The organism is Actinoplanes sp. NPDC051405, from assembly GCF_055586185.1.
The window spans coordinates 110,918-124,095 of sequence record NZ_JBVJIR010000021.1 but is presented as its reverse complement, the minus strand read 5'-3'; the positions used below and the strand labels follow the sequence as shown (position 1 = coordinate 124,095).

Below are 13,178 nucleotides of genomic sequence, written 5' to 3'. Positions count from 1 at the left end.
CCCGGCCTGGCGCGTGGGCCCGGCCTGGCGCGTGGGCCCGGCCTGGCGCGTGGGCCCGGCCTGGCGCGTGGGCCCGGCCTGGCGCGTGGGCCCGGCCTGGCGCGTGGGCCCGGCCCGGCGCGCGGGCCCGGCCTGGCCTGACGCTGGACTGGCCCGGTCCGACCCGATGGCCCGGTCCGACCCGGACGGCCCGGCCCGGCCCGGACGGCCCGGCCCGACCCGATGGCCCGGCCTGGTCCGACGCGCTGGCCCGACCCGCTGGCCTGGCCCGGGCGCTACCCCGGCCCGATCCGGATGGCCCGGCCGGATGGCCCGGCCCGGATGGCCCGGCCCGGATGGCCCGGCCCGATCCGGATGGCCCGGCCCGGCCCTACCCGCTGGCCCGGCCCTACCCGCTGGCCCGGCCCTACCCGCTGGCCCGGCCCTACCCGCTGGCCCGGCCCTACCCGCTGGCCCGGCCCGGCCCGCTAACCCGACCCGCTGGCCCGGCCGGGCCCGGCCCGCTGGCCCGGCCCTACCCGCTGGCCCGACCCGCTGGCCCGGCCCGACCCGCTGGCCCGGCCCGGCCCGCTGGCCCGGCCCTACCCGCTGGCCCGGCCCGGCCCGCTAACCCGACCCGCTGGCCCGGCCCGGCCCGGCCCGGCCCGCTGGCCCGGCCCGGCCCGACGCGCTAGCCCGGCCCGGCCCAACCGGCCGGGCATGCGTGGCCTTGTCTGGCCCCCGCCAACGCCCGGCCGTGCCGCGCCGGCTGAGGCCCGTTGCCCAGCCGCTGCCGCCCACGCAGCCCAGTTCCGTTTCCAGCAGCGATCGCGGCGGGAGTAACCCCGACTGGCCGGCCCGCCGCTGGAGCCGGTCAGCCCGGGAACAACCCGAGAAAGCCCGGAGACCCTCAGCGGCGGTTGTAGAGGCGCATCGTCAGGGTGCCGAACACCAGCACGAAGGCCGCGCTGGCGAGGAGGGTCCAGGTGAGCTCGCTCATGTCCCAGGCGCCGGACATCATGGAGCGGACGGCTGTCACCAGGTGGCTGATCGGGTTCACCTCGACGAAGGCCTGCAGCCAGCCCGGCATCGTGCGCGGGTCGACGAAGACGTTGCTCAGGAAGGTCAGGGGCATCAGGACCAGCATGCTCACGCCCATCACCGACTTCTCGGAGCGCAGCAGGAGGCCGAACATGGTCCAGACCCAGGAGAAGGCGAACGAGAAGACGACCAGCAGGCCGATCGCCGCGGCCACTCCCATTACGCCGCCCTCGGGGCGGAAGCCCAGGGCCAGGCCGACGGACATGATGACCAGGGCCGCCAGGATGTAGCGGAGGACGTCGCCGAAGATCATGCCGACCAGGGCCGCCGGGCGCCAGACCGGCAGGGTGCGGAAGCGGTCGAAGACGCCTTTCTCGATGTCGGTGTTCAGGCCCACGCCGGTGTACATGGTGATCATCACGACGCTGGTGACCATGATGCCGGGGAGGAAGAACTGCAGGTATTCACCCGTGGAGCCGGCCAGCGCGCCGCCGAACAGGTACGTGAACATCAGGGTCATGATGATCGGGAACGCGGTCACGTCGAAGAGCTGCTCGGGGACGTGCTTGATCTTCAGGATCGCGCGCCAGCCGAAGGTCAGGGACGCCGACAGGGCGCTCGGGCGCTGGGGGCGTTCGCCCCGGGTCAGCACCGCCGCCAGGGTTTCGGCGGACGGGGTGTAGGCGGTGGGCGCTTCCGGGGTGCTGGTCGTGGTGCTCATGCCGTGACCTCCTGCGGCTGCTCGGCCGGCCGGTCGGTGAGGGCCAGGAACACCTCGTCGAGGCTGGGCTGGCCCAGGGCGAAGTCGTCGACCACGATGCCGGCGGTGGCCAGTGCGGCCAGCGCCCGGGCGGCGCGCTCGGCGGCGCCCTGCTCGGAGCCTTCCGCCCGCGCGGTCAGGGCCACCGGGTCGGCGTCCAGCTCGACCGCCGTCTCCAGTGTGGTGGCCAGGACGCGCTCGGCGGCACCGCGCTGCGCGGCGTCGCGGATCCGGACGTGGATCGTGCCCGCGCCGACCGAGGACTTCAGCTCACCCGGCGTGCCCTCGGCGATGACCCGGCCGTGGTCGATCACCGCGATCCGGCCGGCCAGCCGGTCGGCCTCGTCGAGATATTGCGTGGTGAGCAGAACCGTGGTGCCGTTGGCGACGACCACCCGGATGATGTCCCAGACCTGGTTGCGGCTGCGCGGGTCGAGGCCGGTCGTCGGCTCGTCGAGGAACAGCAGGTCCGGCGTGTTGAGGATGCTCGCGCCGATGTCCAGCCGGCGGCGCATGCCGCCGGAATACTTCTTCACCTGGCGGTCGGCGGCGTCGGTCAGGCCGAACGCCTCCAGCAGCTGCGCGGCGCGCTCGCGGGCCCGGGGCCGGGAGTGACCGAGGAGGCGGGCCAGCAGGACGAGGTTTTCCGTGCCGGTCAGGTCCTCGTCGACCGAGGCGTACTGACCGGTGAGGCTGACCCGGGCCCGGACGGCGTCAGCCTCGGACACGACATCGTTGCCGAACACCCGGGCGCTGCCGCCGTCGGGTCTCAGCAGGGTGGCGAGCATGCGCACCACCGTGGTCTTGCCTGCTCCGTTGGGGCCCAGCAGGCCGTAGACGGTGCCGGCCGGCACCGTCAGGTCGACGCCGTCGACCGCGCGGTTGTCCCCGAAGGTCTTGACGAGCTCCGAGGTCTCGATGGCCGGTGCACTCATGCAAGCATGGTGCCGTACCCCTGTGACAATTTTCGAGAGGTCGCCAGCACGTCCTCGGCCGCCCGGGTGACCTTGCCGTCGGCGCCGGCCGCCGCGTAGACCGCCACCGTGTCGGCCGCGATCGCCGGCCACGCGAAGTCCTCGCGGACCCGGCACCGGCCGCGCCGGGCCAGGCGGCGGGCGTAGTCGCGGTCGGCCAGGACGGATCCCACCGATTCGGCCAGCGATGCCGGGTCCTGCGGGGCGAAGCGCACCCCGGTCACGCCGTGCTCGACGATCTCGGCCAGCCCGCCGGTCTGCGACACCGCCACCGGCGTGCCGGCCGCCGCGGCCTCCAGCGCCACCATGCCGAACGGCTCGTAGATGCTCGGCACCACGTAGCAGTCCGAGGCGCCCATCAGCGCGGTCAGGTTGTGCCCGGTGAGGAAGCCGGCGAAGGTCACCTCGGGCCCGGCCATGGCCTCCAGCTCCGGCCGGTACGGCCCGTCGCCGGCCACCACGACCCGCAGGCCCGGGTGCCGTTCGCGCAGCATCGGCACCGCCGCGATCAGGTGCTGCACGCCCTTCTCGTAGACCAGCCGGCCGGCGAACGAGATCAGCGGCGCCTCCGGAGCCGCGAAGCGCAGCCGGGCCGCGGCCACCGCCCTGGGCCGGGCGGACCAGCGCAGCACGTCCACGCCGTTGTGCACGACGTCGGTGCGTTCCGGTGGCACGGCGAAGAGCCGGGCCACCTCGCGGCGCATGTACTGGGAGCAGACGATCACCCGGGACGCCTCGTGGGCCAGCCAGCGTTCGACGCCGTCGATCGTGCGGTTGTGCGCGTGCGGCAGGTAGCCCTGGTGGCGGCCGGACTCGGTGGCGTGGATGGTGGCGACCAGCGGCACGTCGAGGTGTTCGCGCAGGGTGACCGCGGCGTGCGCGACCAGCCAGTCGTGCGCGTGCACCACGTCGTAGCGGCCGGTCCGGGCGGCGCGCAGGGCGGCCCGGGTCAGGGTGTGGTTGAACGCGGTGGTCCAGCCGACCAGGTTGCCGTCGGTGACCGGGAACTCCGGCGGGTCGTCCGGGGCGCGGACGATGTGCACGCCTTCGGCGTACTCCTCGCGCAGCGCGCCCGGCGCGTGCCGGGTCACCACCGTCACCTCGTGCCCGGCCGTCACCAGCGAGGTCGCCAGCGCGTGCACGTGCCGTCCCAGCCCGCCCACCAGCAGCGGCGGATACTCCCAGCTCAGCATCAGGATCCGGCTCACTGTGCGTACCCCCTGGTCCGTAGCGCCTCGGCGACCGCGCGCGCCGAGAACGGGCATCCCGAGGCCCGGTGCGGCGCGTCGCCGTCCGCGGTCTCACTCAACGAGCCGACGCCCCAGTCGCGCAGGTGCGCCTCCAGGCCGGTCAGCAGTCCTTCGGTGGGCAGTCCGGTGGCGGCGCGGGCGTCGGCGTACGGGCCGATCAGCCACGGCCAGACGGTGCCCTGGTGGTAGGCGATGTCCCGCTCGTCGCGGCCGCCGCGGTGGGTGCCCTGGTAGCCGTACTCGGTGGGTGCGAGGGTGCGCAGGCCGAGCGGGGTGAGCAGGGCGGCGCCGACCGCGCGTACGGCGGCCCGGTCCCGCTCCCGGTCGGCCGGGTCGGCCAGCGGCGCGTGCGGCAGGGACCACGCCAGCAACTGGTTGGGCCGCAGTGACGGGTCGTCGTCGAAGGCGCCGGCCCCCAGCGGGTACGCCGAGGTGGGACCGTCGATCACGTCGTACAGCCAGCCCTCGGGCGCCCGGTAGCGGGTGGCGAACGACTCCCGGGCGCGGGCGTGCCGGGCCCGCAGCTCGCCGGCGTCGCGTCCGGCCTCCTCGAGCAGGTCGCCCAGGGCGGCCAGCGCGTTCACCCAGAGGGCGTTGATCTCCACCGGCTTGCCGATCCGCGGCGTCACCGGCCCGTGCTCGGTGTAGGCGTTCATCCAGCTGCGCGCGTCACCGTCGAGCCGGACCAGCTCGTCGGCGGGGTCGACGCTGAGGGCGCCGCGGCCGCCGAGGTGCCCGCGCAGCAGCCGGCTCAGCGGTCCGGCCAGCTCGGCGGCGAGGTCACTGTCACCGGTACGGGTGACGTGCCGGTCGACGGCGTGCACCAGCCACAGCGGCGCGTCCAGCGAGCCGTGCGGTTCCCAGGGGCCGCTCTGCTCGCGGGCGGCCCGGGTCGCCGCCTTCGTGCGGGCGATGAGCAGCTCGCGGCCCTCGTCGGGGCGGCCCGTGTCGAGGAACAGGCCCTCGTAGCCGGTCATGGTGTCGCCCAGGTAGCTGCCGAACCACGGGTAACCCGCGACCACGTCGGGCCCGTCCGTGGCGCGCACCACGAACTGGTCCGCGGCGAGGACGAGGCTGGCCCCGTACCCGTCCGCCTTGGCCTTGGTGATGAGCCCGTGGGCCCGTTCGCGGGCGGTCGCGATCACGGCCGACGCGGCCGGTGGCCGCTGGTCCGGCGGGCCGGCCCAGGCGGAGATCTCGGAGATGCCGCCGGGGGCGACCCGGTCGACGAAGGTGCCCGCGAGCCAGAGATCTTCGGTCGCGGCCAGGCCGCGACCGGCCTCTTCCCGGTGGTACGCGCCCAGGTGCCACCCGCCGCCGGGCTGCCAGCCGGGCCCGGACAGCCGGTACGCGTCCTCGACCAGCACCCCGTCACCGAGCTGCGTGGTGCGCAGGGCCGGTCCGTCGGCGTGGCGCTCGCCGTGCGCGTCGCGCCACGTGCACATGGCGGCCACGGCCAGCCCGACCGGCTCCGGGGCACTGACCACCCGGTGCACGACGGCCAGTGACGGTGACCCGTGAGCCATCGCGAGCTCCCGCTCGATCACGATGTCGCCGACCCGCCAGCGCCAGCGCGGCAGCCCGTCCACGAGCGAGAAGGTCTCCAGGAGGCGGTAGCCCTGCGGGGCGATCGCGCCGGACTGCCACTCGTGGGTGTGGAGCGGGACGTGCGCCCCGGAGGGCAGGGTGAGTGTCAGGTCGAGCGATACCAGCCCGACCCGGCGTACGGCGGTCACCGGATCGGCCACCGTCAGCAGCGCGTGATAGCGGCGGGTGCGCAGGCCGGACGCGGTGCCGGAGGCGAAGCCGCCCAGCCCGTCGGTGACCAGCCACTCGTGCTCGGCACCACCGTCCGCCGCGAGCGAACCACAGGTCTGCGGTCCGAGGATGATCGGCATCGTCATGCGGACAGCTCACTCAGTGGCACCTCGCCTCAATGCTCATTGTGGATCGCGTTAAACCACCCATTTCGTGGCATGTACTCAGCGAAAGGGGGAAGTCTCAGTGGGTAACCGGACAGTCGCCGGGACGCCGGCAGGCCCATCGGTGAGAATGACCGCTGACACGGCCGCGCAGGATTGAGCGTCGCCCGGGCGGGGAAGACACGGCCCGCCCAGCGGTGAGGCCTCGCGGCCGCAGGGCACCGACGGTCGAGGGTGGGAGCAGCACATGCAGGTGTGGCCGGGTCACCGGTATCCACTGGGCGCGACGTACGACGGCACGGGCACCAACTTCGCGATCTTCTCCGAGGTCGCCGAGGCAGTGGAGCTGTGCCTGTTCGATCCGTCGGGCAACGAGCGGAAGGTACAGCTGCACGAACAGGACGCCTTCGTCTGGCACGCCTATCTGCCCGGGGTCGAGCCCGGCCAGCGCTACGGCTACCGGGTGTACGGCCCGTACGACCCGTCGCGCGGTCTGCGGTGCAACCCGCACAAGCTGCTGCTGGACCCGTACGCGCGGGCGGTCGACGCCGACATCGCGTGGCACCCCTCGCTGTACGCCTACGACTTCGACAACCCGGACGAGATGTCGGATCTCGACTCGGCGCCGCACATGGCCAAGGGTGTCGTGGTCAACCCGTACTTCGACTGGGGCAACGACCGGCGGCCGGACATCCCGTATCACCACTCGGTGATCTACGAGACGCACGTCAAGGGCCTGACCGAGCGGCACCCCGAGGTGCCCAAGGACATGCGCGGCACGTACGCGGCCCTGGGCCACCCGGCGATCATCGAGCACCTCAAGCAGCTCGGGGTGACCGCTGTCGAGCTGATGCCGGTGCACCAGTTCGTGCACGACAACCGGCTGGCCGACCTCGGGCTGCGCAACTACTGGGGTTACAACACGCTGGGGTTCTTCGCGCCGTACCACGGCTATTCGGCGATGGGCTCGCTCGGCCAGCAGACCAGCGAGTTCCGGGCCATGGTCAAGGCGCTGCACATGGCGGGGATGGAGGTCATCCTCGACGTGGTCTACAACCACACGGCGGAGGGCAACCACCTCGGTCCGACGCTGAGCCTCAAGGGCATCGACAACCGGACCTACTACCGTTTGGTGGACGATCAGCCCAACTTCTACATGGACTACACGGGTACGGGTAACAGCCTCAACGTGCGCAGCCCGCAGAGCCTCCAGCTGATCATGGACTCGCTGCGCTACTGGGTGACCGAGATGCACGTCGACGGTTTCCGCTTCGACCTCGCCTCCACCCTGGCCCGCGAGTTCTACGACGTGGACCGGCTCTCCACCTTCTTCGAGGTGGTCCAGCAGGACCCGGTGGTCGGGCAGGTCAAGCTCATCGCCGAGCCGTGGGACGTCGGCCCGGGCGGCTACCAGGTCGGCAACTTCCCGCCGAACTGGACCGAATGGAACGGCAAGTACCGCGACACCGTGCGCGACTTCTGGCGCGGCGAGCCGGCCACCCTGGCCGAGTTCGCCAGCCGCATCACCGGCTCGGCCGACCTCTACCAGGACGACGGCCGCAAGCCGTTCCACTCGATCAACTTCGTGACCGCGCACGACGGCTTCACCCTCAACGACCTGGTCTCGTACAACGACAAGCACAACGAGGCCAACAACGAGGAGAACCGCGACGGCGAGAGCCACAACCGGTCCTGGAACTGCGGCACCGAGGGCCCGACCGACGACAAGCAGGTGCTGCAGCTGCGGGCCAAGCAGCGCCGCAACTTCCTGGCCACGCTGATGCTGAGCCAGGGCGTGCCGATGATCTCGCACGGCGACGAACTGGGCCGCACCCAGCAGGGCAACAACAACGCGTACTGCCAGGACAACGAGATCAGCTGGATCGACTGGGACAACGCCGACGAGACGCTGCTGGAGTTCACCCGCAAGCTGACCGCGTTCCGGCACCGCCATCAGGTCTTCCAGCGCCGGCGCTTCTTCACCGGCCTGCCGGTGACCGCGCGCGGCGGCGGCGACCCGCTGCCCGACCTGGAGTGGTTCACCCCGGACGGCCGGCCGATGGCCGGCGACGACTGGGGCAACGACTTCGGGCGCGCGGTGGCGCTGTTCGTCAACGGTGAGGGCATCCGCGAGCGCGGCCAGTACGGCCAGCGTCACGTGGACAGCTCCTTCCTGCTCTTCTTCAACGCCCACGACGCGCCCATCGAGTTCCATACGCCCCCCACCGAGTACGGCGAGAAGTGGGAGAAGGTCATCGAGACCGCCGAGCCGTCGCCGGACCGGCCCTCGGTCGTCGAGGCGGGCTCCTCCATCCTCGTGCCGGACCGCTCGCTCATCGTCTTGGACAGGACGGTTTAAACCTTGCTTCCTTCTGGCACCTACCGCGTCCAGGTCCGCCCGGAATTCCCCCTGAAGTCCACTGCTGAGCTCGCCGAATATCTGGCCGATCTCGGCGTCAGCCACCTCTACACCGCGCCGCTGCTCACTGCCACGCCCGGCTCCGAGCACGGCTACGACGTCGTCGACCACAGCCAGGTCAACCCCGCGCTCGGCGGCGAGGAGGGCCGGTTGGCCCTCAAGGCCGCCCTGGACGGCGCCGGCCTGGGCCTGGTGATCGACATCGTGCCCAACCACGCGGGTGTGGGCGTTCCGTCCGCCAACCCGACGTGGTGGGACGTGCTCAAGCACGGGGAGCAGTCCGCGTACGCGAAGTTCTACGACATCGACTGGTCCCGCGGCCGGCTGCTGCTGCCGGTCCTGGCCGACGACCCGGCCGCGCTGGACGAGCTGAAGGTCGAGGGCGACGAGCTGCACTACTACGACAAGCGCTACCCGATCGCCGACGGCACCGGCGGGGGCACCGCGCGCGAGGTGCACGACCGGCAGCACTACGAGCTGGTCAACTGGACCCGCGGGGACTCGGAGCTGAACTACCGCCGGTTCTTCGCCATCGTGGACCTGGCCGGCCTGCGGGTCGAGGACCCCGAGGTGTTCGAGGCCACCCACCGCGAGATCCTGCGCTGGTACGACGAGGGCGCCGTGCAGGGCATCCGGGTCGACCACCCGGACGGCCTGCGCGACCCGGGCGATTACCTGCGGCGGCTGCACGAGCGCGCACCGGACGCCTGGCTCACGGTCGAGAAGATCCTCGAGCCCGGCGAGCAGCTCCCGGACTGGCCGGTGGCCGGCACGACGGGCTACGACGCGCTCTCCGAGATCTGCGGCGTCTTCGTCGACCCGGGCACGGAGGCGTTCTTCGACACCCTCGATCACCACCTGACCGGCGGCGAGCGCAGCTGGCAGGACCTGGTGCACGAGACCAAGCTGCAGGCCGCGACCACGCTGCTGGCCGCCGAGCTGGCCCGGATGTGCCGGCTGGTGCCGGAGATCGAGGCCGCCCCGCGCGCCCTGGCCGAGCTGGCCGCCTGCTTCCCGGTCTACCGGTCCTACCTGCCGTTCGGTACCCGGCACCTGGCCAAGGCGCGGTCCGAGGCGGGCCGGCGGCGCCCCGCGCTGACCCGTGCCCTGGACCAGCTCACCGCCCGGTTGCGGCGCGCCGACGACGAGCTGGCCGCGCGGTTCCAGCAGTACACCGGCGCGGTCATGGCCAAGGGCGTCGAGGACACCGCGTTCTACCGCTGGACCCGGTTCACCGCCCGCAACGAGGTCGGCAACGACCCGGCCAAGTTCGGCGTGCACCCGGACGAGTTCCACGAGTGCGCCGACGAGCGGCAGCGCCGCTGGCCCGAGACGATGACCACCCTCTCCACCCACGACACCAAGCGCAGCGAGGACGTCCGGGCCCGGCTCGCCGTGCTCAGCGAGCTGCCCGGGGACTGGACCGAGGTGGTGCGCCGCTGGGTGCGCGCGGCCCCGCTGAGCGATCCGGCCCTGGCCCACCTGATCTGGCAGGCCGCGGTCGGTGCCTGGCCGATCGAGCGGGAGCGGCTGCAGGCGTACGCGCTCAAGGCCGCCCGGGAGGGCGCGGCCGCGACCACCTGGCAGCACCCGGACGACCGGTTCGAGACCGCGCTGCGCGAGATGGTCGACAAGATCTACGACGACCCGGCCCTGCACGCCGAGATCGGTGACTTCGCCGCGTCGATCACCGCGCCGGGCTGGTCCAACTCGCTGGGCCAGAAGCTGGTCCAGCTGGCCATGCCGGGCGTGCCCGACACCTATCAGGGCACCGAGCTGTGGGACTTCTCGCTGGTCGACCCGGACAACCGGCGGCCGGTCGACTTCGGCCTGCGCCGTGAGCTGCTGGGCCGGCTCGATGACGGCTGGCAGCCCCCGATCGACGAGACCGGCGCGGCGAAGCTGCTGGTGACCAGCCGCACGCTGCGGTTGCGCCGGCAGCGGCCGGAGCTGTTCACCGGCTACCGGCCGGTCTTCGCCGAGGGCCGGGTGTCCGACCACGTGCTCGCCTTCGACCGTGGCGGGGTGGTGGCGGTCGCGACCCGGCTGCCGGTCGGATTGTCACGCCACGGCGGCTGGCACGACACCACGCTGACACTTGACGGCCACACCTGGACGGAAGTCTTCACGAATACCAGTTACGGCGGTAACCGCCTGGCGGTGGCCGAGCTGCTGCACACCTATCCCGTCGCACTGCTGGTGAAAGAGTAATGACGCTCTTCGAAGTCTGGGTTCCCGAGAAGACCGTCCGGCTGCGGATCGACGGAACGGACCGTGACATGGAACGCGGCGACGACGGCTGGTGGCGCCTCGACGTGCCCGAGGCCGGGCCGGGGACCGACTACGCGTACGTGCTGCCGGATCACGACGGTGGGCTGCCCGATCCGCGCTCGGCGTGGCAGCCTGAGGGCGTGCACGGCCCCAGCCGCGTGTACGACCACTCGGCCTTCGCGTGGACCGACGGCTCCTGGACCGGCCGCCAGCTCCCCGGCTCGGTCCTGTACGAGCTGCACGTCGGCACGTTCACCCCGCAGGGCACCTTCGACGCGGCGATCGAGCGGCTCGACCACCTCGTCGAGCTGGGCATCGACCTGGTCGAGCTGCTGCCGGTCAACTCCTTCAACGGCGAGTACAACTGGGGCTACGACGGCGTCTGCTGGTACGCCCCGCACGAGGCGTACGGCGGCCCGGACGGGCTCAAGCGCTTCGTCGACGCCGCCCACCGCAAGGGCATCGGCGTGGTGCTGGACGTGGTCTACAACCACTTCGGGCCCAGCGGCGCGTACGCCCCGATGTTCGCGCCGTACCTCAGCGCCGCCGGCAGCAACCCGTGGGGCGACTCGGTCAACCTCGACGGCCCGCTGTCGGAGGAGGTCCGCCGCTACATCATCGACAACGTGCTCGGCTGGCTGCGGGACTACCACGTCGACGGGTTGCGGCTCGACGCCGTGCATGCGCTGGCCGACCACAATGCCGTACACCTGCTGGAGCAGATGGCGATCGAGGTGGAGAGCCTGTCCACCCACCTCAACCGGCCGCTGTCGCTGATCGCCGAGTCGGATCTCAACGACCCGAAGCTGATCACCCCGCGTGAGGCCAACGGCTACGGCCTGCAGGGCCAGTGGGACGACGACGTGCACCACGTGCTGCACGCGCTGCTGACCGGGGAGCGGCAGGGCTACTACGGCGACTTCGGCTCGCTGGAGAGCCTGGAGACCGTGCTGACCGGTGCCTTCTTCCATGCCGGCACGTGGTCCAGCTTCCGCCACCGCCGGCACGGCCGCCCGGTCGACCGCACCCGGATCCCGGGGCACCGGTTCGTCGCGTACCTGCAGAACCACGACCAGATCGGCAACCGGGCGATCGGCGACCGGCTCTCCGCCACCCTGTCGCCGGGCCGGCTCAAGATCGGCGCCACGCTGCTGTTCACCTCGCCGTTCACCCCGATGCTGTTCATGGGTGAGGAGTGGGCGGCCGGCAACCCGTGGCAGTTCTTCACCAGCCACCCGGAGCCGGAGCTGGCCGCGGCGGTGCAGAACGGCCGGCGCCGCGAGTTCGCCTCGCACGGCTGGGCCGAGGCCGAGGTGCCCGACCCGCAGGATCCGGCCACGTTCGAGCGCTCCAAGCTGAACTGGGACGAGCGGGAGAAGCCCGGCCACGCCGAGATCCTCCAGCTGCACCGGCAGCTGATCGCGCTGCGGCGCAGCCGCGCCGACCTGTCCGACCCGCGCCTGGACAAGGTCGAGGTCTGGCACGGCGACCAGTACGTGGTGATGCGCCGCGGGGACTGCGCGGTGGCTGTGAACCTGGCGCCGGTGCCGCAGACGATCAGCCTGCGGGCGGTGCCGCGCAGCGTGCTGCTGGCCACCGAGCAGCGCGTGGTCCTGCAACGCGACCGCGCCGAGCTCCCGCCGGAGACCGCCGTGGTGGTCGCCTTCCGCTGAGCATCGGGCCCGGCGGTCAGCGGTGCAGGTTCGTCCTCGCCACGGCCGCCGGGTTCCGCCGCGCCGTCCGGGCGCCCCGCCAGCGCTGGCTCAGCGGGTAGGCCAGCGCGCGGCTGCCATGCACCAGCCCGACGGGATGCAGGTCCGCCGGGACGTTGCGGACCGGGTCGAACGCGAGCTCGGCGTCCTGCTTGGCGGCCAGCTCCGCGCCGAAGCGCAACCGGCCGACGACCTCGACGGCGCTGCCGTCGGCCAGCGCCAGCAGCAGGATCGCGCCGTCGTGCCGGGCCGCGGCGACCACCGATTCGAGGGTACGGCCGAGCGGGCCGGCGTCCGGGTCGGCCTGCACACCCAGGTGGAACGTGCGCCCCGAGCCGGTCCGGTACGGCAGGATCGAGCCGTACACGGTGTCGAAGCCGCGCCGGGGCACCGGCACGTGCCGCAGCACCCGGCCCTTCCCGGCGGTCGAGAAGAGCAGGTCGTGCCGCCGTCCCGCGACGGGCCCGTGCACCCGTAGGGCGACCCCCAGGATGTCGGGGCGGCCCGGCCGGGTGCCGATGCCCTTGGAGATCCGCAGGGTGACCGGGTGCCGGCCCGGGCGGTCGAACAGCTCCGCGCCGGTCGGCTCGAGCGTCCCCCAGACCTCCAGGTCGCCGGTGAAGGAACGGCCGTCGGGGTGCAGGAAGCGGCGGTCCCGGGAGTGCGCGACACGCACCGCCACGGCCGCGGCGACGGCGGCTGCCGTCAGGGTCGCAGCGATTCTCATGCCGCGCGCATACCCCGAACCCATGATCGCTATGCCATCCCGCCGGGTGGCGCGGGACGGGGCCGGTGTCGTGTCGGTGACCGCGACCCCTTTCCGTGACATTGGTCCGGCACCATGGTCGCT

At 72.6% G+C, this 13,178-nt stretch carries 8 protein-coding genes; 3 read left to right on the top strand and 5 right to left on the bottom strand.

Annotated elements, in window-relative coordinates:
* Nucleotides 1-889: 889 nt before the first annotated feature.
* From ACZ6S4_RS36715 to ACZ6S4_RS36700, 4 genes are read right to left on the bottom strand one after another with little or no spacing between them, the layout of a single operon-like run.
* On the bottom strand, nucleotides 890-1,741 hold the full coding sequence (locus ACZ6S4_RS36715; RefSeq protein WP_465479312.1) for an ABC transporter permease: 852 nt from the start codon (nucleotides 1,739-1,741) through the stop codon (nucleotides 890-892).
* Nucleotides 1,738-2,715 (bottom strand): ATP-binding cassette domain-containing protein, encoded by a 978-nt coding sequence (locus ACZ6S4_RS36710; RefSeq protein ID WP_465479311.1) that lies wholly within the window; start codon nucleotides 2,713-2,715, stop codon nucleotides 1,738-1,740. The genes ACZ6S4_RS36715 and ACZ6S4_RS36710 overlap by 4 nt, the downstream gene beginning before the upstream one ends.
* On the bottom strand, nucleotides 2,712-3,947 hold the full coding sequence (locus ACZ6S4_RS36705; RefSeq protein WP_465479367.1) for a glycosyltransferase family 4 protein: 1,236 nt from the start codon (nucleotides 3,945-3,947) through the stop codon (nucleotides 2,712-2,714). The genes ACZ6S4_RS36710 and ACZ6S4_RS36705 overlap by 4 nt, the downstream gene beginning before the upstream one ends.
* 11 nt (nucleotides 3,948-3,958) lie before the next feature.
* Entirely contained in the window at nucleotides 3,959-5,908 is a 1,950-nt protein-coding gene (locus ACZ6S4_RS36700) for an amylo-alpha-1,6-glucosidase (RefSeq protein WP_465479310.1), read from the bottom strand.
* 265 nt (nucleotides 5,909-6,173) lie between these two features.
* Between ACZ6S4_RS36700 and glgX the strand changes: the two genes are divergently transcribed.
* The 3 genes from glgX to treZ are packed head-to-tail and all read left to right on the top strand — an operon-like array spanning nucleotide 6,174 to nucleotide 12,289.
* Nucleotides 6,174-8,285 (top strand): glycogen debranching protein GlgX, encoded by a 2,112-nt coding sequence (glgX, locus tag ACZ6S4_RS36695; RefSeq protein ID WP_465479309.1) that lies wholly within the window; start codon nucleotides 6,174-6,176, stop codon nucleotides 8,283-8,285.
* Nucleotides 8,286-8,288: 3 nt separating this feature from the next.
* Complete coding sequence (gene treY / locus ACZ6S4_RS36690) at nucleotides 8,289-10,556, top strand: malto-oligosyltrehalose synthase (RefSeq protein ID WP_465479308.1); 2,268 nt, start codon at nucleotides 8,289-8,291, stop codon at nucleotides 10,554-10,556.
* On the top strand, nucleotides 10,556-12,289 hold the full coding sequence (gene treZ / locus ACZ6S4_RS36685; RefSeq protein ID WP_465479307.1) for a malto-oligosyltrehalose trehalohydrolase: 1,734 nt from the start codon (nucleotides 10,556-10,558) through the stop codon (nucleotides 12,287-12,289). Before treY ends, treZ begins: the two co-directional genes overlap by 1 nt.
* Nucleotides 12,290-12,305: 16 nt before the next feature.
* Here treZ and ACZ6S4_RS36680 read toward each other — a convergent pair whose 3' ends face one another.
* Nucleotides 12,306-13,055 (bottom strand): hypothetical protein, encoded by a 750-nt coding sequence (locus ACZ6S4_RS36680; protein ID WP_465479306.1) that lies wholly within the window; start codon nucleotides 13,053-13,055, stop codon nucleotides 12,306-12,308.
* Between the last annotated feature and the right edge of the window lie 123 nt (nucleotides 13,056-13,178).

What these genes read in the sequence shown, in the direction of transcription:
- ACZ6S4_RS36715 (WP_465479312.1), bottom strand. Translation starts at nt 1,741, where the DNA reads ATGAGCACCACGACCAGCACCCCGGAAGCGCCCACCGCCTACACCCCG.
- ACZ6S4_RS36710 (WP_465479311.1), bottom strand. Translation starts at nt 2,715, where the DNA reads ATGAGTGCACCGGCCATCGAGACCTCGGAGCTCGTCAAGACCTTCGGG.
- ACZ6S4_RS36705 (WP_465479367.1), bottom strand. Translation starts at nt 3,947, where the DNA reads ATGCTGAGCTGGGAGTATCCGCCGCTGCTGGTGGGCGGGCTGGGACGG.
- ACZ6S4_RS36700 (WP_465479310.1), bottom strand. Translation starts at nt 5,908, where the DNA reads ATGACGATGCCGATCATCCTCGGACCGCAGACCTGTGGTTCGCTCGCG.
- glgX (WP_465479309.1), top strand. Translation starts at nt 6,174, where the DNA reads ATGCAGGTGTGGCCGGGTCACCGGTATCCACTGGGCGCGACGTACGAC.
- treZ (WP_465479307.1), top strand. Translation starts at nt 10,556, where the DNA reads ATGACGCTCTTCGAAGTCTGGGTTCCCGAGAAGACCGTCCGGCTGCGG.
- ACZ6S4_RS36680 (WP_465479306.1), bottom strand. Translation starts at nt 13,055, where the DNA reads ATGAGAATCGCTGCGACCCTGACGGCAGCCGCCGTCGCCGCGGCCGTG.